Genomic DNA, 22,601 nt, shown 5'->3' on the forward strand with positions numbered 1-22,601 from the left:
TTCACCCGCTATTCCGCGCTGCACCGAACGGTGTTTTTTTCGGGTTCCTAAGCCGTTGGTATTCGCGGAAGTTCGTAGAAGTATCGTTACTCTTACCTGGAACTTCCCATCGGCTTTGCGGTCTCCAACTGAATATATCAGCCACAAGCCCGACTAAACCTCGCGGCAAAAAGATCATCACCAAAAGGATTATTAACGATAGACCAGCAACGCGAATTTGTCCAAAGTCCCTCAAGATAGTATCAACAAGCATTAAAACGCCTGCCCCTAGTATCGGGCCCCATTTGGTGCCGCGCCCTCCAACAACCATCATCGATAGCAAGAACAACAGCAGCGTTGGGGAAAGAACATTTGGCCCAAATGTTCGTTGAATTCCCGCATAGACACCGCCGGCTAGTCCGGTGAAAATGCCTGAAAGCGCAAAAACCAAAAGTTGATTGCGAACGCGGTCAACCCCTCGCGCCTCTGCGCAAATGCGATTGTCACGAAGTGCACGGAACGTAGTGCCTAAAGGCCCGTAAATAATGAAGAGCGAAAATAACATCCCCAGCAGCATCAAAACAAATCCTAGGTAGTAATCCCCCAAAACTCGGTACTTAAAGCCCAAAAGTTCTTTGAAGCCAAAGTCGCCATATTGGATGAGACCTTTGGCTCCACCTGTAAAATTCAGACACAACTTACCTTTATAAATATAGCACTCAACATCGGTCACAATTAAAGCGTAAATCACCTGAGCAATTGCCAGTGTCATGATCGCAACATAAGGCCCACGCAATCGAAGATTAGCCGCCCCAATTAAAAAGCTTGCAATAACTGCAGCCAAAGCACCAACAGGAAGGGCTGCCCATAGGTTCCATCCTGCATAAAGGCCCATCATGCCGGTGGCATATCCACCCACTGCAAAAACTGCCATTTGAGCAAGTGAATATACACCTGCAACACCGAAAACTAAGTTCCATTGAGTGACTACGGCAGCCCAGATAAAAAACAAAGTGATCTGAGAGAGGATATAATTGCCAGGGCTAAAGGCCGGGATAAGAAGCGCGATAACAACAAACACGAATCCGATCCAGAAATCACGCCAGATTGCACGTCGCTTTGAGTTTTCTGCCGAGATATTCATACCCTTTCTGCCGTTTCTTCACCAAATAGGCCATAGGGGCGGATTATCAGCAGCACAATCACCAAGCCAAGCATTGCCGGAAAGCCATAACGCTGGCCAAAGATGTATTGAACGCCAACCTCAAACAGGCCGAGCACAAAGGCCATAAATATTGCACTTCTCAAATTTCCAAGGCCAGCAATAATACAAATCACCAGTGCTTTGATTGTCGTATCAAAGCCAACAGAAGGGAAAAGTCCTGTCGCACCGGTCACCAGCACGCCGGAGATAGCAGCAATGCCGCCTGCCAACATCATTGATTTGGCAAATGTAGAGCGGACGTCCACACCCATCAATTGCGAGGCTGTCTGCTGTTGTGACACGGCTCGGATTACAATGCCAAGTTTGGTTCGATTCACAATAAAAAAGACCACAACCATCAGAACAATAGCAACAAAAACAGTCAAAATAGTTTGATAGGGCAAAACAACCTCACTTATTCTAAGTCCCCCAGAAAGGGTGAAAGGCTGACGTTTTGCCTGAGGGCCTGCAATATTTAGAAATCCGTTTTCTGCCAGCGATGAGATCGCCACGGTGGCAATTATGATGTCAACCGAGAAATCTTTGCGTTCGAACATCCAGCGCACCACCAAGTGATACATAAAGTACCCTGCTAACATTCCTGCGCCCAAAGCCAACGGCAGGGCGAATAGCCAACTAGCCCCTAGAACGGTCATACACCAATAGGAAATATAACCCCCAAGCGCGATAAACCCGCCATGCGCCAAATTCATCATCCCCATTGTCCCCCACAAAAGGGATAATGCAATGGTCCCGACCGCATACATGGCACCCAGTGAAATGCCACTAATGATAATTTGCAGGAAAATATCCATAGATCAGTCCCCCAAATATGTCGTGATTAAATCACTGTTTTTACTCAGCTCACCTGGCGTGCCATTCCAAACAAACTCGCCATTATCCATCAAATAAATTCGATCAGCAATGGACTGCAAACGCATTGGGTTTTCTTCCACAAGCAATACGCTGAGAGATCCGTTTCGTAGTTTGGCCAACACATCATAAACCATGTCGATCACTTTGGGGGCCAGCCCTAATGAAGGCTCATCGATCAACATAATTTGCCCCTCTGTCATCAATCCCCTACCGATACCCAACATTCGTCGCTCGCCGCCTGAAAGCGTTCGCGCGATCTGAGGTCGGCGCTCGACCAGACGGGGAAACAAATCGTAGATTTTTTCTAATCGGCGTTCAATTTCATCTCTATTTGATGCGAGATATCCACCCATTAAGAGGTTTTCCTCAACTGTCATGTCCGGAAATACGAGATCACCTTGCGGTATTTGCACAAGCCCCTGCTGAACCCGTTGATGAGCTGTTAACTCATCAATAGATATGCCTCCCATAAATACTTGCCCAGAAGTCTTATTTATAAGACCTGAAAGCACTTTCAAAAGGGTGGATTTTCCATGCCCATTGGGTCCGATAATACCAACAAATTGGCCTTCTTGGATATCTAATGATATGTCGTGCAATACCTGCCTACGCCCATAGCCAGCAGCCAGATTAGAAACTTGTATCGCGCTAGCCATTTATATACTGCTCCCCTTTGCAGCGGTGTTATCTCTCAAAGCAATGTTCCACATCAACGCGGCACGCAGTGCGTTAAGCTCTTTTTCGCTCAGCGCTTCACCTTCTTGGGCGGCAAGTACACGCCGCGCTGCTTTTTCAATTAACTCAGCGCGTTTTTCCTCGAGATCTACCATATTCTGCAGTTTAGGAGCCATGGATCGTGACTTGTGGGACTCATTCAACATGCGTTCTAAAAGTTCAAAATGCTGGTCCAGCGGTGCCCCTTTGGCACGCGCGTCCATCATCCCTCTAGCAGCACGCGAAATCCTGGTTAACTTCTCATCAGAAGAACGGTTATGTAGTAATTTTTCCAGCACCAGATAGTCAATCGGGTAAAGCCTTCCAGTTCGATGCATTTTGACAAGCTGGCGTGATGCCCGTTCAACATCTTCGGACCATTTATCATCAGCTTCATCTTCACCTAAATGAGCCAATTCAACTTGCGACTTCCCTTCTTTTGCGCCCTTGGGTTTTTTGGTATACTGGGCTGAAGCACCTTCGCCCAAATAGACCTCAACCACTTTTGCATCTTCAGTTAGCCCCTCAGCGCTGCCTTGATATAGTTTTTCACCATAATTCATGATGAGTACTTCATCAGACAACCCGATCAAAAACCGCATCACATGCTCGATCAGAATAATCGACATGCCCTGTGTTTCAGTAAGAGAACCAATGACTCTTTCGACATGGCTGATCTCGCGAGGGATCAAACCACCGACCGGCTCATCCAGCAACAAGAGCTTTGGTCGGGTCGCAATTGCAGAGGCTATCATTAAAAGCTTTTGTTCCATCAATGACAAGCCCGAGACAACTGCATTCATTTGGTCTTTCAATCCTACCAACTCCAGTGCCTCGATCGCATCTCGTTGCTCGCTTCGGTGGAAAAAAACTGAGGGTATTTCATGCGGCTCACATCCGTGATGGGTAGAAATAAGCACATTTTCTAACACTGTCATCGTTTCAAAAGCAGCGTTCAACTGAAAAGTCCTTGCAATCCCAGCATGACAAATTTCATGGGGTTTTTTCTTTGTTATTGCCTGACCATCGAAAATAATCTCACCGCTGTCAGCAGGTTGGATTCCGGAAATGACATCAAACATCGTTGTCTTTCCAGCACCGTTCGGCCCACCAATCCCAAAGACAGTTCCGTGGCTGATGTCGAAACTCATCTTATTTACAGCTGCAAGGGCCCCAAAGAGCTTAGTCACCCGCCGCACAGACAACAAAGCTGGATTGCTGTCTTTAGAGGCATAGGCTACAGACCTGTCACTTGACAGATTGGTTAATCTTTTAAGGGGCCTTTGCATTTTTTAATGCCCTTCCAGAGCCTTAAGTGAACCAAGAGGGTGTTTGGAACGCCCCAACATTGTAAGGCTCAGGATAAATCACTACCGGGGGCTTTTCCTTATCCTGTATCTGTTGCAACATGTGTGGGTGACCTAGAGATGCATCGCGAGTGAACGTCGGATACGGCAGTGTTGCTTGGAACTCTGGGTGATACCAATAAGATCCGGTTGGGCCACGGAACGTAAACTGTTTAAGAGCCCAAGCTATCTTGCGGTTTTGGTCGTAATTCCCAGGCTCACCAGTGCCACCCGCCACCGCTGCTGCAAGTGCATAGTGGTGCATCGGGCCATAAGACAAAGCACCCGGTTGGGGGTCACTTTCGGGCCCGTATTTCGCCGCATGCGCATCAACATAAGGCTGAGCGTAATCATCAGAAAGCAACCCATCCACTGTTCCGGTCAATACCCCAACCGACGCATCTCCCGCAATATCCCGGAAATCTTTCTGTAGCGCGCCATACTGATAGTAAAACAGACTGTTGGTTGGGTTTTCAACGAATTGCAGTTGGCACTGCGCAATATCACCTGCAAAAAAGTGAGTATTGGCAATCGCTGCAGGATCAATCTGGCGAATTTTGGAAAGAACCGGCCCCCATTCAGTTGTAGGTGTCTGCACTACTTCAGAAAATGCAATCTCAAACCCACCTCCGGCGGCAGCATCTTTCATCGCATCCGCGATGACAATCGAATAGGGTATAGAGCCAACAATGATCGCGACTTTGTTATTCTGTGGTGTCCAAACACCACTATCGCGCAAATCTCCCAGCATGGTAATGTAGCCAGCACCATACCAGTATTCTGCAGGATCCGCCATGAAACAGCTAAAATAACGATCAGGGTCAGATTTAACCGTTTCGTGGTGCTGAATTGCTGTGTTTACGTGCATATAAATTATGCCCGCATCTGCGATCGGTTCATATTCCGCATCATTTGGTCCAATGTTGTAACCATTGATGATTGCATGAACCTCATGCCTATCGATCAGGAAGTTGGCAGCGGCAACAACTTCTGATGCGCTCATATTCTTTGTATCTACAAAATGGGGTTCCAATGGCCGGCCAAGGATACCGCCGTAATCATTAATCTCTTCAATCGCAAGTTCAACACCGCGTTTATAACCCTGTCCATCAGTCGCGGCAGCGCCTGTCAGAGGATACATGGAGCCAATTGGTATCGGATCACCTGACTTTGCCGAGGCTTGGCTATTCATCATTGCAAGCGCCCCGACACCCAGCGCACCGCCGCCTCCCAATTTTAGGAATTTACGCCGTGTGTCATCAAGCAGATCTGCATGTTTGGATTTTTCAGAAAGTTTTGCTTTACCTTCCTTATTAGCCACTAGCTCAGCTGTGTTATGACTGCGATTCAGTCTCGGCCTTAGTAAGTTTTTCATTATATATCCTCCATATTGCAAGCCGCCATCCGCGACCCAGATCGGGTGTTTTGTTTATTTTCCCGAAATTCCTGATTTTTCTTTTTTCTGATTTGAAAGTGCGACCGGCACGTCTGATCGTGAAAAACCTGACAGCCGTGAATTGTACTGGCGCTCAAGAGCCACGGTATCAGCAATACGTCGCTCACCTGGGTTACCCTCAGGCATTTCACCAGAAAGACGTAACGCACCGGGATTTTGCAAACGCAACTCTGCAGCTTTGTTAATGGCTTGATCTTCTTTGTCGTAAACTAGGTCCGAAAAAAGCTGTAAGGGATGCACTGTGTCTGCACGCAATTGGCCTACCGCCCAAGCTATTCCATCTTTGACACACGCAACTACATACCACCCCTTCACGGCGCCAGGGCGATATCCATTTAGTTTATAAAGTACCTGCGCAAAGTCAGCAAAATCTCCCATCCCGACCGGCATACACGCCGCAGTACTTTCCACGGTATCGGGATCAATATCATCTGAACGTACCCAGATATGGCTTTCTTCTCGAAAAGATCCAGCACTCGAAATGCCAAAAGCGCCTTTTCCCTTATAGGCGTGGTGTACCCACCAAAATTCGTCCTTGGTCGCATTCAAATCAATAATTAAAGGCTTTTTGGGGCGAACGGTTTTATCTGGGGTATTTACAAGTTGGGTCATGGCAGAGGTCCATCCTTCAAAAAACCGTTGATCACATTTTCCATCATCTGAGAGACATTGTTTTGATAGTCATTATGACTCAGAGATCCACACCAAGTCATTGATCCAACTGAGAACACCGCGCCATTATTGGGAGTTTTATAGTAAACAATGTCTGCACGTGTATTTGGGTTGTTTTCACCAGTCCCCGCTGAAAAATACCCACGAGCGTGAAACGTGGATTCCTCAGAAACTGTGACAAACATGTCATTGTGCCCCTCGGAATGGGCCAACAAATAAGCCCGATGCGGCGTGCCAAGTTCAAGATCATACCGGTCAAGTTCTAACCCTGCTGCGCCATCGCCAATAAGTCCAAAATTGCCAATTGGTTCCTCAAGACCTATACCTTCCATAATCCAAGAACATTCAGGGAGTTCGCTATCCGGAGCACGCCGATAGTAAGAAGAATAGGTCAGGCCAAAGGATGTGAACGACACGCCTAACAGTTTTGACATTGCACGGCCTCGCACGCGCCAAAGTCCACCGTGTTTACCATCGAAGGCGTTGCAATATTCTCCGGGTGCTATGGTCCATGCCCGTGTACCATTATCGCCTTTGCGCACTTCTATAATGTTTGAATTATCGGGATGGGCCGCAGTGATCCAATAGAACCCGTTGGCCGCCAGGTACATGAAACGACCGCCTTGCATCTGATAGTCGTGATAGGCATCCATCATTTGCTCCGTTGGATATTCCGGATGATGCGGCGTCATTACAACCTGGTACTGGTTCAAAAGTTCTACGCCTTCAGCCTGAAGATCTTGGTCACAGTGGATATCCACCTGATAGTTTTTCTGATCCAGCCAATCAACAAGGTGTAAATCAGCATTTAGCTGCCACAAAGAAGGAGACAAAATATGTATATATTTTGGCCGCATATTTAGGATTGGCCTCAGACGAGAAGAGATATTAACTCCCCATCCATCGCGGTAGTGGGCATAGGTACCCAAACCGTAACCTTTTTCCTGATTTAGCAGTAGATCCTCAGGCTGCAAAAGGGGCACTCGCCCAGTCAAAAGTTGAGCAATAACTGAATTTACCGACAGATTGTCATTGGCATAGGCCATGTAGCTAAATGTCGGGATGATCAGCGCCATTTTGGCCATTGAACCTTCCTTTGGGGGTCTCACAAAAAACGGGATGTAATCCTCGGTTTCTGGCGTTGCGATACGGTTTATCCGCATCCGGACAGCATAAACACCACTTGGCAACCCCTCCGGAACAGTAAAGGCAAGGGATTCATCCCATCGCGCATCATCCACACTTTCATCATGAAAATGGATCGCGCCAAATTCCTGTGGCCCATGCTTAAAGCTCATATAATCGGAGGACCAATTAAACCCTGTCACACCGCGCACCGGCATATTGACACCCTGCCCGTGCAAAAGACTTAGACTTTTGTCAATGATCGTCGGAGATGCCGCATTTTCTGATATATTTGCGGCAAAATCCCATGCTCCGATTACCGAGGCCCTGAGTTCATTTCCGATATTTTCAAGCCCAGGTGCCGACAAAAGCAGTTCAATCTCAGCATCGCTTAATGCACGTCGCGCTAATTTAGGGCGTTCGATTTTACCGTTATAGTTCATTGTATTGATCGGAATTTTGATGGGCTCAGAAACATCCCTAAAGTGCGCTCCGCCGATAGAGCGCCCTGAATAAGACACTTCGCTCGCAGCAGCCATTAAGAAAGGTGCATCATTGGCCACAGGACCACCCATATGAGAGGATCCTTTAAATGCACCTTGTGTGTCATCCAAAGGATGCAGCATAGACATGCCGTGACCACCGTTAGTATTTGTGACATACGGCGTTTGGAACAGCCGGACTTCACCAGTTTTAGCATCAAAAGTAGCTGCAACTTTATACCAAACTTTACGGTAAAGTGGTTTGCCGGTAGAAAATTCTTCAACGCGGCCAGTACCGTGACCAATGCGCAGGCTTAGCTCGCCATGTTCATTTATAAAGATTCCATATCCTGTCTGCGCTTTGTTGTCCCATTTAGACAATATTGCCTGCGGACCAACCTCAACACCCTCGATGTCCACGTAAGGGGTTGTGGGATAAATATAGGCGCAAAGTGTAAAACTTGTGACATTCATCAAATCGTTATGGGGCACATGAATGTAACTGCCGGCATACAGTGGTTGATTTTTCCCTGGATACATGTCGCTGACAGTCGTGTGGATCAACTCTTCCTTATATCCTGGGCCCTCAGGGTTGGTATCACCGTGGATCAGGCGAACTATATCGGCCTGAAATGGCTCATTGAATTCCGAATGAACATGAAACCGGATCGTTTCTCCGGGGCGCGCAGAAAACCTGTTTGAATAACCAGTTATTTGTAGAACGTGATCTTGGGCATTTCTTTTCACTTTTTATTCCAATCTTCTTGCGTGACCTTTTGGATCGCTCACATTTCGATGCCGTAACCAGCTAGAAAAACCTCCAACCGCTTCAAAAAAATCGCATGCTCTGCGTCTTCACGGGTTTGGAAAGTTTCATTTGATATTTCCACACGTCCGCCACGCTTTCCCGGCAGGAATCCGATGGCATATTCCTCCCAGGGTTTGATCTCAACAATTGTGTGTTTGTTTTTCATCGGGGCCGTCCGCAGCTTGTCAACCAGTTTGGTCAAGACATCTGAATACATCGGCGCCGGCTCACCAGGTTGGGTGGCTGCGTAAACCGGTAATGCACGGTGTTCGGCGATAATAGCTGCGCGCCCCTCTGGGCTGAGTAAAGTTGGCAACACATACATGCGCATATCGTAGTCATCGACCGCTAAAAACCCGTAGTTTTCCTGCAAAGCAGTTTTTGGCTTTGGGTGTTTGTTTGCCATAATATTACTCCTGGCGGGCTGGCAGTTTTGCGTTTGAGTATTGAAGCATTAGACCCCCTCAGTCTTTTTTAGGATTTGGACCAATTGGCCTTCCGAAAATCAAAGGGGATTTTCCAGAGACGAGGTCAGACAATGTTTCGCTACCATTTGCGAGGCCAACTTCTTGAATCAAACTATCGAGTATCGGCGCATGAGTGCGGTAACGCAAAGCTCCTGAGACGGCGCGATCCACAAGGTTTCCTTCACCATCGCCTCTCCTAGGGCTTTCACCTGCACCAGCATTTCCATTGCCGGAAGTCCGGCCATCACCATCCAATCCCCCTACGTCAACAATTTTGATCGTATCGATATTTTCTATGGGCTTGACGCTTTCACGAATGATATCGGGTAAACGTTTGATCACATCTAATTTAACCTGCATTTCAACCTGCTCCGAAGACAGAATATTGGCCGCTTCATTAATCCGTTGGCGGCCCTCAGCTTCAGCCAGACGCCGAACACGTTCTGCTGCAGCTTCGGCATTCGCAATAATTTCAGTGGCGCTTGCTAAATCATTAGCTGCAAGCTTTTCCGCTTCTGCGGCGATTTTTGTTGCAATTGCCTTTTCTTGCGCGACGCGTTCAGATTTGAGTTCAGCAACCGCCTTTTCACGTTCCGAGCGTGCCATTTCTCGGGCCGTGTCCACCATCTCTTCAGCCGTTGCGGCCTTGGCTTCGGCGGACCGCGTTGCCACTGAGGCCTCGGCACGTTCTTGCTGCTTGGCCAATAGCGCAATCTCACGTTCTTGCTCGGCAATTTTTAGTGAGCGTTGCCGATCAATTTCGATAACTTCTAATGTTTTGGATTTTTCCAGCTCAGCCTCACGTAGTGCCCGCTCGGTTGCAATGCGTTCCATTGAGACAGTTTGTTCAGAGGCCAGCTTGAGTTTTTCTACAACTTCGCCCTCGGATATCTCAACTGCGGAAGACTGCCTTTTACCTTCGGCCTGCGCTTTTGCAATTTCTGCTGCCTGCGAGGAACGTCGCTTCGCAATTTCGTAATCCGTTTGCATCCGTGCGTATTCTGACCGACGTTTCACTTCTAGGCTCTTTTCTTCGGCTTCAAGATTGGTTTGTTCGATCTTGAGTTCCGACGAGCGAGAAATTTCGTTGCGTGTCTTACGGCTTTCTTCTGTTTCTCTAATAATTTTGATTAGACCTTCGGCATCAAAAGTATTGTTTGGATCAAAATACTGTTTTTCGGTCTGGTCCATATTTGAAAGCGACACAGACTCGAGCTCCAAGCCGTTCTTTGTGACTGCATCGTTGATCATTTCGGCAACGCGGTCTGTGAATTGTTTAGAGCTGCTATGAAGTTCGTCTAAGGTCATCTCGGCCACGGCTGAGCGCAATGCATCCACAAATTTTCCGCTCATGAGTTCTTGAATGGACTGCGGGTTTAATGTGCGGGGGCCAAGCGTTTGTGCTGCCAGAGCCACACATTCTTTTGTGCCGGCTACACGCACATAAAACGCAGTCTCGATATTTATCCGCATTTTATCCCTTGTAACTAATCCTTTTTCATTAGCTCTCTCGACCACCAAACGCAAAGTTGACATGTTCACAGGCGTTGTTTGATGAACAATGGGAATGGCTAAAGCGCCACCCGTCAAAACGATCCGTTCACCTCCTAAACCCGTTCTTACAAAAGCAACATCTTTCGAACTTCGCTGGTAAAATTTTGCATAAATCACAATGAGGATTAAGAGAATTACCAACCCAATCAAAATCATGTTTGCCGAAATCATATCACCCGCCCATTTTTTCGTTTTAAGATGCAAAGTCCTCTCATAGGGAGGGAAATAAATCAGATTCGCCATTCCCTTATCAATTTCTCTATAATAGTTATTTTGTTTAGTCAATGGAGTTATATTATACGAAAAACTAAACAAATAACCTATTATATTCAAGAAGTAGCCTAATTTCTCATAAAAGTCTGGAAATTATGAGGCGAATCATATCTTCTTAGGGCTGCAGTAATGATTTTGACTATTAATAAATATTTAAGCTACGCTTTTGAGTTACGATGGCTTGGGTTGATTGAGTGTTAGATTGGCTCTAGGTTAAAAGCAGGCGCAGTAAATGGGTAAAAAAGAGCAGTCTTAATGAAAATCCTCTTGGCCGATGACCACTGGATAGTACGTGAATCACTCAAACACGTTTTTGAGCATATTGGGGTTAAGCTACAGGCTTTGGAAGCCGGCAGCTATTTGCAAGCAATGGACTTGCTTGCCACTGAAGATAATGTCGGGTTGGTGGTGGTGGACCTCATTATGCCCGGTTTCGACGATTTTGAAGGCTTACATGCTCTTCGAAAGAATTTCCCGGACATACCTGTCATTGTGTTATCTGTTCAAGATGGCCGTGAAGCGGTGATGAGATGTATCGAACTTGGGGTTGTTGGATATGTTCCCAAAACCGCCAGCGCAGAAGAGATGTCCCGAGCACTAGAACGGGTTTTGTCTGGTGACGTCTATTTTCCACGGGATATTTTGTCACGTGACACTGGCATGGCAAAACAATCCCCTGAGAGCGGTGTTGAAGAGGACATACTGGAGATTCTCAAAGTTCTAACCAGCCGCGAAAAAGAAGTATTATCCTGGCTTGGACAAGGCTTGACGGATACAAAAATTGCCGAGGTACTGCAATTGAGCCCAAACACTGTAAGGGTTCATGTTAAAAATATTATGAAAAAGCTTGGCCTTTCAGATCGCCCTGAAACCATGCATTTCGCGGTTACGAACATTGGGTATTTGCTTTCAAATACGGCAAGGTGAAGATCAGAAAGAAAAACGGTATGCCTTTCGAAATTCCAGTCACTCCTAATACAGACAGGACCGCAATTGCCGCTGGATTGCTGAAGTGCTTTTTCTATGCCGTAAATTTCAAGAACAATCACCCTGCTTTAATTTGGCATGCCGGATCTTTGCCTAACTTGACAACACCGCCCATCGTTTTGAAAGACAATCCTAATAATACGGTGAAAATTGCTGCAACAGATGCGAGTCGTTTTGAGGATCATCTGAACCGGTTGGCTGCGGGAAATAAGTCTGAAGTTGAATATCGCGTTGTACTTGCGGATGGCAAGGTTATGTGGCTTCGAGAAGCTGCGACGCCAGTTCATAGCTCTCAGGGTATACTAGAAGAAATCATCGGCTCAATTCAGGATATTTCTTCAACCCGTAATCCGGCGGGTGGAGGGACAGATGAGAGATTATTTCGGAGTGCTTTCCACCAATCAGACTTTGGTTTGGCTATTTGGGATTCAGCGGATAACCTCGTGACCTGGAACCCAATGTTCGAAAAATATTTTCTCCCAATCGCATCTTTGCTCGTTCCAGGTTTGGCGAATAAACAATTCTTCCAAGCTGCGGCAGCCCATCGGGAAATCTATTCCGGCTCAGAACAACAGACGTGGGTTAGGCAAAAGCTATTAGCACATCGGGCGGGTCGAACATCAGAAGTTATACTACCAGATGGACGTTGTTTTTCCATCAATGAGCGCCGCATCGAGCAGGTAGGGTGCGTCACAATTGTCAATGATGTATCCGCTCAAAGAAGGGGGGAGCAGGCCCTACGCCAAGCCCGAGGATTTGCTGAAGATGCAAACGCGACAAAATCGCGTTTTTTGCGTGCAGCTAACCATGATCTCAGGCAACCCCTGGCAACGATCAAGATCCTAACCTACAATTGTATTTCAGAAGAAAACAATCCCAAAGTTCAGGAAATGCTGCACGCAATCGATGTATCAACCAGCGTTATGGAGGATATTCTGAGCGTTCTCCTTCAGGTAGGTCAACTTGATGCTGGAAAAATTATTCCAATGATCTCAAACTTTCAAATTGCTCCATTGTTGGAGCGAATTAAGGTGCAATTCGAGCTTCAAGCCGATGAAAAGGGGATTGATTTACGGGTTCTGTCAAATCAGGGGACAATCCAAAGCGACCGAGCAATGTTAGAGCGAATAATCAGCAACTTTGTTGCAAATGCGATCCGGTACACTTCGCGTGGCAAAATCCTGATTGGTTGCCGCAAAAAGGGAAAACTCCTGCGTATTGAAGTGCATGATACCGGCTGTGGAATAGAGCCCGAAAATTTTGATAAAATTTTTGAAGAGTTCTTCCAAGTTCGAGCACGGGATAGCTCAAAAAAGACCGGGCTAGGGCTTGGCTTAAATATAGCAGCACGCATGGCGCAAATGCTTGAGCACAAAATTTCTGTGTCCTCAAGACCAAGAAAAGGTTCTCTTTTTTCTGTCGAGGTGCCTTTGGGGGATGTTTGGCAAAGCGACATTGGTATTCCGGAAGTTTCGGAAGCCATCGGCGGACAGTTTGTAGGAATCCGAGCCATTGTACTAGAAGACGACGAAATTTTGCGCTGCACAATCAGCGCTTTATTGGCGCGCTGGGGAATAGAGGTGAGAACTGCTGAAAGCCGAGTAGCGTTCGATCGCCTTATTCTTGCAGAAGGGTTTGAGGCAGATATGCTGCTTGCTGACTATAGACTTGGTGCGACCGATACTGGAACTGAAGCGGCCAAGGAACTGGCACAGATATATGGCAGACCGGTGCCTACAGTGATTATGACAGCGGATAACGATCCAAAACTCGTTAAAAAAATTAAATCTGATGGGTTTCCTCTATTGATCAAACCGATCAGCCCCCCTCAGCTTCGCGTGCTAATGCATAATCTTCTTTTTGAACCCGAAATGCTTAACACACAAGGAAACTGATATGTCTCAAGGTTCCCCTATCCCTATCGGGTCAATGCTTCCGCTCTCTGGACCATCGGCTGCCGACGGCGCCGAGTTCTACAATGGTACCCTTTTGGCAATCGAGGAGATTAATGAAAGCGGTGGAATCTGTGGGCATTTGCTTGAACTTACCACCGTCGACACCTGCACGCAGACCGCTGGCGAAGTGATCTCGGCAGCGCAAGAACTGATTTACGATCATGGCGTACATGCTATCATAAATGGGTATAATATTGGATCGCAAAATTCCGAATATGATACTATTGCCGACGCTGGCATCATTTACATCCATCATAACACACTCTTGCAGCACCATGATACTGTGAGCAGTAATCCTGAGCGGTATTTTGGCTGTTTCATGGGGGACCCAGCTGATTATTGGTACGGTCAAGGATTTATTAAATTTATTTCTTGGTTGCGCGATACTGATGCTTGGACACCGCACAACAATCGATTGGCAATCATTTCAGGATCCAAGCCCTACAGTATCGTGATCGCTAACGCGATGAAGTCAGTGGCAAAAGATTTTGGTTGGGATTTAGTTTTCGGCCCTGAAATAGTGCAAACCCCAACAACCAATTGGCGCGATGTCCTGGACCGTATTCGCCCTTTGGATCCAGCTGTAATCGCCAACACACACTTCTACGCCGTCGATATTGCAGCCTTTCAAACGCAGTTCATGGAAGATCCAATGAATGCACTGATTTACCTACAATACGGCGCCATGCATCAAACATTTCACGATATCACCGAGAAAGATGGTGAAGGCATAGTTGTTGGGACGGTCATAGGATTGCTGGATGACGAAATAGGCCGCTCTTTTTCTGACCGGTACCACCGCAGATTTGGGGCCAATTCATCTCCATCGGTTGGATGCTTGCCTTATAGCTCCATGCATCATTATGCAATTGCTGCATCTCTAGCCGGCGGCACCGGAGGGCCTGAAAATTTCGAACAAAATCATAAAATTGCCCAACAGCTTAAGAAAACAATCTATCGCAGTGTTGTTGGGATAATCAACTACCACCCGGTTTGGCAATCTGCAGTGCCTTTTCCTGATGCTACCTCTGATCCTTCATTGGGCATGCCACACCTGTTTTATCAAATACAGGATTATACAGCACCACTTACCTTGATAGCACCTGAGCCTTATAACAACGGCAAATTTCGCGAACCTCCGTGGATACGACCAGCGAAAATCAACAATTGAAAACGGTAATCGCATCGTAAAAGACATCATTGCCGGATTCGACGGTGAAGATAGTGACTTGTCCTGAACCTTCAGCGGCGCAGATGCGTGCCTGCCTGTGATTGGACGTGTCACGGTTTTGTGCCGCTCCCGGTTCTCATTTAAGCGTATCCGTTTGGTCTGGGGGCTCTGGCGCGGATCGATGGGTTGAGTTACGCTGCTATGGCAGCGTAACGCCACGGGAGGAGCTCGTTCAGACGTGTGATTTTGTGGTCGGCGATTTGGGCGAGGACCCATGTGAGCCAGGCTTGGGGATCGACGCCGTTCAATTTAGCAGTTTCGATCAGGGTATAGGCGATGGCCGCGGCCTCACCTCCACCTTTGGAGCCCACAAAGAGGAAATTCTTGCGGCCTAAAGCCACGCAGCGAATTGAACGCTCGGCTGAATTATTGTCGATCTCCAGTGAGCCGTTGTTCAGACAACTGCGCATTTTCGTCATTCGGTCCAGGGCATAGCGGATGGCTTTGGCCAGTTCTGACTTGCCCGAGATGCGGTTCAGCTGGGCATCCAGCCAGGTTTCCAATTCATCAAAGACCGGTTTGGCGTCGCGTTGGCGCAGGGCGACCCGTTCTTCGGGCGGCTTACCACGGGCAGCCTTCTCAACCTTGTAGAGAAGCGCGATGCGTTTGATGGCTTCTTCGGCGATCTGTGATTGCTGCGACTGGAAGATATCGACAAATTTGCGCCTGACATGGGCCATGCAGGCCATCTCATGAACCTCATCCTTGGCGAACAAGTCGTTGAAGCCCGCGTAGCCATCTGCATGGATCCATCCCTTGTACTGGCTAAGGTGATCGGTGGGATGCTTGCCTTGCCTGTCCGTGCTGAACTTATATCAAGCCGCCGGGGGATCACCGCTGGCCCAAGGCCGCCCGTCACGCACATAAGTCCAGATGCGTGCGGTTGCGCATTTCTTTTTGGCCTGCATTTTGATCGGCGTATCGTCCGCGAAAATAGCTTGTCCCTGACGAACATGCCGCCCGATGGCATCGGCCAGAGGTTCCAGTAGCTTTGAGGACTGACCAACCCAACCCGCCAGTGTGGACCGGTCCAGATCAATTCCCTCGCGGCCAAATATCTGCGATTGGCGATAAAGCGGAAGGTGATCTGCGTACTTATTGACCAACACATGCGCCAAAAGACCAGCGCCGGGCCGACCGCGCTCAATCGGGCGCGATGGCAGCGGTGCCTGAACGATCCGTTCACAACACGTGCACGCCATCCGGGGCCGGACGATGCGATTTACGATGAAGCGCCCAGGAATATAATCCAGCTCTTCGGTCACGTCCTCGCCGATGGTGCGCAAATCGCCGCCGCATTTACAGGTCTCGCCGGGGCTCAGAACTTGTTCATTGCGCGGCAGGGTTGGTGGCAGCGGCTTGCGCTTCGGTTTTTGTTTGGGCTCTGGATCAGGGGCATCTTCAGGCGGCGCAATACGCGCGGCGGCTGTCTCTTCTTCCTCCAGTTTAAGTTCAAGATTGAGTTGATCAGAAGATTCCGATTTTGATCCAAATCGGTGCCGTTGATGGCCTGCAAGCTGGTGCTTGAGCTTCTCAATTTGCAGCGCTTGCGCCTTGACTTCAGCCGCCAAAAGTCGGTTCACGGCCTTGAGTTCAGCGGGGTCATCCGGGGTGATATCAAGGTCTTTCAGCATTGCCGATCCTATAGCGGATAGGCGTACAAATGGGAATCCTACACCGCTGAATTTGTTGTTAAATTGCCAGCCGTCAAAGGCTGCCATGTCCGCTTTGGCATACGCCAGTCAATCCCCTCCAACAGCATCGACAGTTGCGCAGGTGTCGCGCTGATCTTACCGTCCTTAGCACTGGGCCAAACGAATTTGCCCTTTTCCAGACGCTTGGAAAACATGCACGCCCCTTGACCGTCCCACCATATAATCTTGATCAAGTCGCCCCGACGGCCTCGAAACACAAACAGATGACCCGAATACGGATCCTGCTTCAGAACACTCTCAGCAAGGGCTGAAAGCCCATTGAACTGCTTACGCATGTCCGTCACCCCTGCCGCCAGCCATATCTTCGTTTGTGCCGGGACAGGGATCAAACCATCAGCCCCTCGACCAAAGAAAAAACAGCTGGCAAGGCAGTCACGCCTTCCACCAGAATGCGCCGACCATCCGACAAGGTGATATCAACCCGATGCGCCGACAGAGGAGCCTCCAGTGCCAGCGACGGTACTGATGTCGGGGATGGAGCCACGCCCTCAATCTCGACAGGCAGAAAGCTTGGCACTTCATCAATCTCCAGAGCATCATCCGATAAATCAGCCCCAAACCGAGGGTCCCGAAGCCACTTTTGGATCAAATTGGCATTCATCGAATACCGGCGTGCTACTTGCGCCACAGAAACACCTGCCACCCGTGCCTGCGCACAGATCGTATGTTTCTCATTCGTCGGGGAATTGATCTCCCAGATCAATTCCTGATCCGCCTCATTCAAACCAAAACCGCTTCTTTTGACCCTTCTTTCCCGCCATAGAGTACCTCAAGATGTCCACTAACGATGGTGGACACTATCAAGCCATCCACAGAAGCGTCAGAGGGAGGAGACCAGACGGTTACATTGATTGAGCATAGCCGCATAGATAATTGCCGAGCGTATTGTGAGCAAGGCGGTTTATTCCGACAGTGCCGTGTATCATCTTCATTAAAACGTATCGAGTATCTTATGCCTAACAAACATCGGCAGAGTAGTTATGAAGTTAGGCGAGCATAGAACAACTAATCTACAGGGTGGCAATACGTTGTGTTTTGCTTGGACTCTCGTACTGAAACTATGGTTCGATTAATACTAGTATAACTTGGGAACCTCTTTAGAAAGTACACAGCCGTACTATCCTCTGCCACATAAATCCTCTTTGCTTCGCTGACATTACCTTCAAGTTTATCTTCTGGGTTCACCATTACCGCTGTCTGAGTGAGCTTACCGTTAGTCCACATAAGATTTAGTTCAGAGAGTTCTAGCCTGACATCACCTCTCATTCGTAACCCAGCATTTGACCACGGTTTACATGTAAAGCTGTCCACTTGTGTTTCAGCCATGACGGTAATTGGCAGAAAAGATAAGAGTAGTGCTACTATTAGTAATCTCATACTTTGCTCCTTTAAGTTTGCCCCAAAAGTAGCAGACTTTCTTAGGTTTAAAAGATAGTTTTAACCAAACATAGCGTTACGTTTAGCTGCAGCTTCCTTATCAATCTGCAAAGGCGGTGCTGTCAGACAAACCAGCCCAAGCATCAGAAGCCTTGGAAGCGTGAATTCTATGAGGCGAGAAGAGAGCGCCACTCCGTAAGAACAGCGTCACGGCTTAGCTTGAAGGTTGGACTACGCTGACGATATTAGGTCTTCCTCGAAGTCTTCAATCGGCACTCTGTTCACAATCGATCGCCAAGCCAACCCCCTCTTTTTTAGAACAACATGCGTAACTATTTCGTTTTTCTCTTCCCACCGATATTCGGTCAGATGATCATTTTCGTGAACTAATGCGGTTCTTCTCCGGTCTTTTATGAAATTGGCGTACTCTCCACTCAATACCCATTCTTCGATATTGTCTGCGTAGTCTTCCAAGGTAACAAGCTCGGTTTCACGAATAAACATATACTCTGCATCATGAAGTTTTAAAAATTCTTCTTTGTTCCAATTCTGCATGATCGCTCGTGACTTTTCGCTGTAGCTCATTTTATATTTCTCCTTTTCAGTTCCTTAAAATGTATCTAACGGTTTTAACTTAATCAACGAATGGAAGGCTCACGATATGTTGCCTGCTTGGTGATCTGGTGCTTCCAACGCATTAGTGGATTTAGAAATTAATAAGCAAGAATATTAATATATAATACTTGATCCCCTAATGAGGAAAATCTTTTTTCTTAAGCGCTTAAACACGCAGGGGAGCAAAAAACGAGCGCCCTGAGTGGTGTAAGGATGGTGGCCACGCATTTTTCGGGATGAATGTTCAGTCAAAATCAGGAAATTTTATCCTAAGTAAAAGTTCAAAATTATATTGTGTAAACTGTTTTGAAAAAGACAGCCTTCCGCACTACCCTATAAAGAAACCAATTTAGGAGGCTACCTTGCGAGTGAAAAAAATATTAAGCAACTATGAACTCTGTCTTGTTGACTTGGAAGTAATGCTCAATGGGGAGACACGTTCAGCGCCCACACTCTGTGTTACAGATGGGCAAGAGGTGATACCTCTAAATACCCCTGATGGCAGACCGATACAGATGAACAAGGCCAATGCTATAAAGTTGAGTGATGGTTAATTTCTAGTAGTTCCATTAATGTTTGAGAGGTATTATCTTGTCTAAGAACTATGAACTCACTGATGCGCAAATTAGTGATATTGTTGCTATGGCTTTGTCAGATCACGTTAGTTTCGCAGAAATCCAGCTTGAATATGGTCTGAAGGATAAAGAGGTAAAAGCCTTAATGAGAGATAATCTCAAAACAGGTAGTTATCGAGCGTGGCGCAAACGCATCCGTTCTTTCGGAGATCGACGCGAACATTATAAATAGCACTGATCACCACTTTATTGGCATTGAAAAAAGACCTCACACAATGGCAGGGTTAGTCCAACAGGGAGGTATAACGCTCAACTGAACGTTATAATACTTATAAGGCAGATATTGATTTTGGATTAGTTTACCAAAGCCACCCTCAATAAATCGGGTTAGCTATCAAGCCGCCATTCAAGGAAGCCCCATCTTCAATTTGCTTGCACGCTTCAAACAGCAGGGGGGCAAAAAACCAGCGGCCTTATTGGTGTAAGGGTGGTGGACGCACATTTTTTCTTGAAAAGGCTCCCAAAAATTCTGAGCTGCGGTATTATAGGGAAAACTTTTAGAGTCTATCAATGCAGAACATAATGAAATATCTCACTGTATTTATAGGAATTTTGGCGTGTGAAATAGCTATGAGTGCTGAAGCTGTGAGTGACAAAAACTCTTCGAAATCAATTTTAAAAAGAGTACCAGCAGAGTGGGAACCTCAGGAGGCAATCTGGTTGCAATGGCCCGGTTACTGGGAAAAAGATTATGAGCAGACAATTGCGAAAATTTCTGATCTGATTTCCCGTTACCAAACCTTACATATTTTGTATGGATCAAACAAAATTTTAAAAGAGGCGAAGAAAGCAATTCGAGGTGTCGGAGGTGATCCAGAAAATTCCAATATTCAATGGCAGGCTGCCCAATATGACAACTCTTGGATGCGGGATAATGGCCCAGTTTACGTAGTCGAAGAAGATGCGTTTAGAATACAAAATTGGGAATTTAATGCCTGGGGTGGTGCCTTTGGGGCAGACATTCCTTTTGAACTCGACAACTCTATACCCGATCAGATCGGCAAGATACTTGAGATACCCGTTGATCACGTCAACATCGTACATGAACGTGGAAATCTAGAGTTCAACGGATCAGATACTGTAATTTTAAATTGGAGTACAATCGGTGATCCAAATCGAAATACAGCATACACAAAAGAACAAGCCGAGACTGACCTCAAACAAAATTTTGGTGTCTCTAGTGTTATTTTCATAGAAGGAATTCCAGTTGGCGATCTAACAAGAGGTCATATTGACGGAATTGCGAGGTTCATAAACGAAAATACGGTTGTGGTTGTGCAGTGTACTGGTGGTTCCCTGTGTCGACCAGATGGCCAAGACGGCCGGCTTTTTGATAAGGCCGCTGAAACGATTGAGGCCAATGGATTTAATGTAGTTCGGGAGCCGATTGAAAGTTACGTCGAGTATAAAGGTCAGAGTTTTGACACCAACTACGTCAATTGGTTGGTTGGTAATGGATTTGTAATAGTACCTGGCTTTGGCAACCCCAAAACCGATGCTGCAGCAAAATCTAGAATTGAAAATTACTTTCCCAATCGAGATGTGCATATCGTAGAGATGTTAAGCTCTTGGTCAGCCGGTGGTGGGGTCCACTGCCACACAAACGATCAACCAGCAAAATCAGTTTTAGAATAGCTATTTAAGTTCCTTGATAGTTTGGTTTGATGAAATTTTTAGCGCAATCTGTGTAATTTGTGCGTTGTGGCAGTTTTCCAAATGTGGGATTCTGATCGCACATAATTGACGTTAAGGTGAGCCGCAAATGAAACATAACTCGATAGTTGCGTGTCTGGTTGCGGCGTTAATAGCGCGTCACGAAAGGTCCAAACGCCGAAACGGATCAGGATTAGGACTTAGCAGTAACCTAAATGGCTGTGGACGTGGGTGGCACCGCAACCACAGTAGCCTGCTTTGTCAAGGCAGCATTTAAAGGGGAGACCGCGCGCACCCCGACCTCACAAAAGTGATGCTTGTGCCACCTTAGATTGCCGACGGACTTCACCAAAGGAAATATACACAGGCTAAATGCATTAGCTGCTTTAGTATCAAATTATAAAAATACTTTCAGGCACATAGATGAAGATGCTGACTTCATAAAAATATCACTGATTTTCTGACAACAGAAAGGTGATTGCTACAATTGACCTTTCTTACAATAGCAGTTGCCTATCCAAAGATAGGCAACTGCGCATCATTAATTTATTCAGGAATAATCACAGCGTCAATTACATGAATGACACCGTTTGACGTTTCAATATCTGCTGTTATGACATTCGCGCCATTTACTGTGACGGCACCCTCTGTCATGATGGTTATATTGCTTCCTTGAACTGTGGGAGCTGTCATTCCATTGCTGAGATCACCGCTCATCACTTTGCCTGCCACCACATGATAGGTCAGGATCGCAATCAGCTGTGCCTTATTTTCCGGCATTAAAAGGGTTTCGACTGTTCCCGCTGGGAGAGCTGCAAAAGCTTCATCCGTGGGTGCAAAAACGGTAAATGGTCCTTCACTTTTTAATGTCTCCACCAGACCGGCAGCTTGCACAGCTGCGACCAATGTATTGAATGCGCCAGCCTCAACTGCCGTATCAACTATATCTTTTGAGTGCCCGCCCGCAAAGCCCAAAGAAGCGGTCAAAATTGCTGTGGCACATGTCATTGAAAAAAAAGTACGTCTGATCATATCAATCTCCAATTTAGAAACACCAACTTGATGTCAGATTATTGGTTTACGATGAAATTTTATTATTGGATCACTTGGTAAATTATTTTTTCTCCAGCATGGCCTCATCCATACTCTGCGATTACTTTTTCAAAATTCTCAGGCAGCATTTTATATCCAACCCTATTTTTATTAATTAATTGATCTTTGCATGCGACGGCAACACTGAAGGACACCACGTTGTCTGCGCCAGTGCCATCTTTAAACGTCAAAACTGAAGTCCAATGCTGTGAGGTGTTACCCAGAAAATTTATGTGATTTAATTTAGCATAAATGCCAGTTTGGCTTTAGTTTTTTAGGTGTAAGATGACGTTCTGCGTAAAAGTGATCCCAAAAGTTACCTATGTAGCAAAGTGTCCAATCTCAATAAACGCTTTTGCGGTGAGTGGTTGGTAGACCTCATCAC

At 46.8% G+C, this 22,601-nt stretch carries 19 protein-coding genes and 1 pseudogene; 5 read left to right on the top strand and 15 right to left on the bottom strand.

The features are described 5' to 3' along the window. Nucleotide 1: 1 nt before the first annotated feature. From GN278_15135 to GN278_15175, 9 genes are all read right to left on the bottom strand, one after another. Nucleotides 2–1,123: a branched-chain amino acid ABC transporter permease gene (locus GN278_15135; GenBank protein XAT61980.1), complete on the bottom strand. Its 1,122-nt coding sequence runs from the start codon at nucleotides 1,121–1,123 to the stop codon at nucleotides 2–4. Then, nucleotides 1,120–1,998 (bottom strand): branched-chain amino acid ABC transporter permease, encoded by an 879-nt coding sequence (locus tag GN278_15140; GenBank protein XAT61981.1) that lies wholly within the window; start codon nucleotides 1,996–1,998, stop codon nucleotides 1,120–1,122. The genes GN278_15135 and GN278_15140 overlap by 4 nt, the downstream gene beginning before the upstream one ends. A 3-nt stretch (nucleotides 1,999–2,001) precedes the next feature. After that, complete coding sequence (locus tag GN278_15145; protein ID XAT61982.1) at nucleotides 2,002–2,715, bottom strand: ATP-binding cassette domain-containing protein; 714 nt, start codon at nucleotides 2,713–2,715, stop codon at nucleotides 2,002–2,004. Then, on the bottom strand, nucleotides 2,716–4,062 hold the full coding sequence (locus GN278_15150) for an ATP-binding cassette domain-containing protein (protein XAT61983.1): 1,347 nt from the start codon (nucleotides 4,060–4,062) through the stop codon (nucleotides 2,716–2,718). It lies immediately after the preceding gene. A gap of 22 nt (nucleotides 4,063–4,084) precedes the next feature. Further along, complete coding sequence (locus tag GN278_15155) at nucleotides 4,085–5,311, bottom strand: ABC transporter substrate-binding protein (GenBank protein XAT62694.1); 1,227 nt, start codon at nucleotides 5,309–5,311, stop codon at nucleotides 4,085–4,087. A gap of 237 nt (nucleotides 5,312–5,548) precedes the next feature. Then, nucleotides 5,549–6,187, bottom strand: a complete 639-nt coding sequence (locus GN278_15160; GenBank protein ID XAT61984.1) for a hypothetical protein — start codon at nucleotides 6,185–6,187, stop codon at nucleotides 5,549–5,551. Then, nucleotides 6,184–8,601: a N,N-dimethylformamidase gene (locus GN278_15165; protein ID XAT61985.1), complete on the bottom strand. Its 2,418-nt coding sequence runs from the start codon at nucleotides 8,599–8,601 to the stop codon at nucleotides 6,184–6,186. The genes GN278_15160 and GN278_15165 overlap by 4 nt, the downstream gene beginning before the upstream one ends. A gap of 38 nt (nucleotides 8,602–8,639) precedes the next feature. Then, complete coding sequence (locus GN278_15170; GenBank protein XAT61986.1) at nucleotides 8,640–9,068, bottom strand: inner-membrane translocator; 429 nt, start codon at nucleotides 9,066–9,068, stop codon at nucleotides 8,640–8,642. Between the two features lie 58 nt (nucleotides 9,069–9,126). Then, complete coding sequence (locus GN278_15175; GenBank protein XAT61987.1) at nucleotides 9,127–10,926, bottom strand: flotillin family protein; 1,800 nt, start codon at nucleotides 10,924–10,926, stop codon at nucleotides 9,127–9,129. A gap of 285 nt (nucleotides 10,927–11,211) precedes the next feature. Between GN278_15175 and GN278_15180 the strand changes: the two genes are divergently transcribed. The 3 genes from GN278_15180 to GN278_15190 are packed head-to-tail and all read left to right on the top strand — an operon-like array spanning nucleotide 11,212 to nucleotide 15,069. Beyond that, on the top strand, nucleotides 11,212–11,883 hold the full coding sequence (locus GN278_15180) for a response regulator (GenBank protein XAT61988.1): 672 nt from the start codon (nucleotides 11,212–11,214) through the stop codon (nucleotides 11,881–11,883). Between the two features lie 20 nt (nucleotides 11,884–11,903). Next, on the top strand, nucleotides 11,904–13,838 hold the full coding sequence (locus GN278_15185) for a response regulator (protein ID XAT61989.1): 1,935 nt from the start codon (nucleotides 11,904–11,906) through the stop codon (nucleotides 13,836–13,838). Between the two features lies 1 nt (nucleotide 13,839). Next, a complete protein-coding gene (locus GN278_15190) occupies nucleotides 13,840–15,069 on the top strand; it encodes an ABC transporter substrate-binding protein (protein XAT61990.1) in 1,230 nt (409 codons plus the stop codon). Nucleotides 15,070–15,260: 191 nt separating this feature from the next. On the opposite strand, the pseudogene GN278_15195 reads toward GN278_15190, so the two are convergent. From GN278_15195 to GN278_15210, 4 genes and pseudogenes are all read right to left on the bottom strand, one after another. Continuing rightward, a pseudogene (locus GN278_15195) lies at nucleotides 15,261–16,712 on the bottom strand (IS66 family transposase). 89 nt (nucleotides 16,713–16,801) lie between these two features. Then, a complete protein-coding gene (gene tnpB, locus GN278_15200; protein XAT61991.1) occupies nucleotides 16,802–17,173 on the bottom strand; it encodes an IS66 family insertion sequence element accessory protein TnpB in 372 nt (123 codons plus the stop codon). Then, a complete protein-coding gene (locus tag GN278_15205) occupies nucleotides 17,170–17,292 on the bottom strand; it encodes an oxidoreductase (protein XAT62695.1) in 123 nt (40 codons plus the stop codon). Before GN278_15205 ends, tnpB begins: the two co-directional genes overlap by 4 nt. Before the next feature lie 1,160 nt (nucleotides 17,293–18,452). Then, complete coding sequence (locus tag GN278_15210; protein ID XAT61992.1) at nucleotides 18,453–18,806, bottom strand: hypothetical protein; 354 nt, start codon at nucleotides 18,804–18,806, stop codon at nucleotides 18,453–18,455. 672 nt (nucleotides 18,807–19,478) lie between these two features. On the opposite strand from GN278_15210, the gene GN278_15215 reads away from it, so the two are divergent. Then, a complete protein-coding gene (locus GN278_15215; protein ID XAT62696.1) occupies nucleotides 19,479–19,643 on the top strand; it encodes a DUF2805 domain-containing protein in 165 nt (54 codons plus the stop codon). 338 nt (nucleotides 19,644–19,981) lie between these two features. Then, the gene (locus GN278_15220) at nucleotides 19,982–21,106 is read left to right on the top strand and encodes an agmatine deiminase family protein (protein ID XAT61993.1); all 1,125 of its coding nucleotides are present in this window, start codon (nucleotides 19,982–19,984) and stop codon (nucleotides 21,104–21,106) included. A 564-nt stretch (nucleotides 21,107–21,670) separates the two neighbouring features. Here GN278_15220 and GN278_15225 read toward each other — a convergent pair. Next, the gene (locus GN278_15225; protein ID XAT61994.1) at nucleotides 21,671–22,156 is read right to left on the bottom strand and encodes a fasciclin domain-containing protein; all 486 of its coding nucleotides are present in this window, start codon (nucleotides 22,154–22,156) and stop codon (nucleotides 21,671–21,673) included. 104 nt (nucleotides 22,157–22,260) lie between these two features. Further along, complete coding sequence (locus tag GN278_15230; GenBank protein ID XAT61995.1) at nucleotides 22,261–22,407, bottom strand: hypothetical protein; 147 nt, start codon at nucleotides 22,405–22,407, stop codon at nucleotides 22,261–22,263. Nucleotides 22,408–22,601: the final 194 nt, after the last annotated feature.

The organism is Rhodobacteraceae bacterium Araon29 (assembly GCA_039640505.1).
Classification (GTDB): domain Bacteria; phylum Pseudomonadota; class Alphaproteobacteria; order Rhodobacterales; family Rhodobacteraceae; genus CABZJG01.

Bases quoted from the DNA above. Each gene is read 5' to 3' on its own strand.
- GN278_15135 (XAT61980.1), bottom strand. From the start codon at position 1,123: ATGAATATCTCGGCAGAAAACTCAAAGCGACGTGCAATCTGGCGTGAT.
- GN278_15140 (XAT61981.1), bottom strand. From the start codon at position 1,998: ATGGATATTTTCCTGCAAATTATCATTAGTGGCATTTCACTGGGTGCC.
- GN278_15145 (XAT61982.1), bottom strand. From the start codon at position 2,715: ATGGCTAGCGCGATACAAGTTTCTAATCTGGCTGCTGGCTATGGGCGT.
- GN278_15150 (XAT61983.1), bottom strand. From the start codon at position 4,062: ATGCAAAGGCCCCTTAAAAGATTAACCAATCTGTCAAGTGACAGGTCT.
- GN278_15155 (XAT62694.1), bottom strand. From the start codon at position 5,311: ATGAATAGCCAAGCCTCGGCAAAGTCAGGTGATCCGATACCAATTGGC.
- GN278_15160 (XAT61984.1), bottom strand. From the start codon at position 6,187: ATGACCCAACTTGTAAATACCCCAGATAAAACCGTTCGCCCCAAAAAG.
- GN278_15170 (XAT61986.1), bottom strand. From the start codon at position 9,068: ATGGCAAACAAACACCCAAAGCCAAAAACTGCTTTGCAGGAAAACTAC.
- GN278_15175 (XAT61987.1), bottom strand. From the start codon at position 10,926: ATGGCGAATCTGATTTATTTCCCTCCCTATGAGAGGACTTTGCATCTT.
- GN278_15180 (XAT61988.1), top strand. From the start codon at position 11,212: ATGAAAATCCTCTTGGCCGATGACCACTGGATAGTACGTGAATCACTC.
- GN278_15185 (XAT61989.1), top strand. From the start codon at position 11,904: ATGCCTTTCGAAATTCCAGTCACTCCTAATACAGACAGGACCGCAATT.
- GN278_15190 (XAT61990.1), top strand. From the start codon at position 13,840: ATGTCTCAAGGTTCCCCTATCCCTATCGGGTCAATGCTTCCGCTCTCT.
- GN278_15210 (XAT61992.1), bottom strand. From the start codon at position 18,806: ATGAGCTACAGCGAAAAGTCACGAGCGATCATGCAGAATTGGAACAAA.
- GN278_15215 (XAT62696.1), top strand. From the start codon at position 19,479: ATGGCTTTGTCAGATCACGTTAGTTTCGCAGAAATCCAGCTTGAATAT.
- GN278_15220 (XAT61993.1), top strand. From the start codon at position 19,982: ATGCAGAACATAATGAAATATCTCACTGTATTTATAGGAATTTTGGCG.
- GN278_15225 (XAT61994.1), bottom strand. From the start codon at position 22,156: ATGATCAGACGTACTTTTTTTTCAATGACATGTGCCACAGCAATTTTG.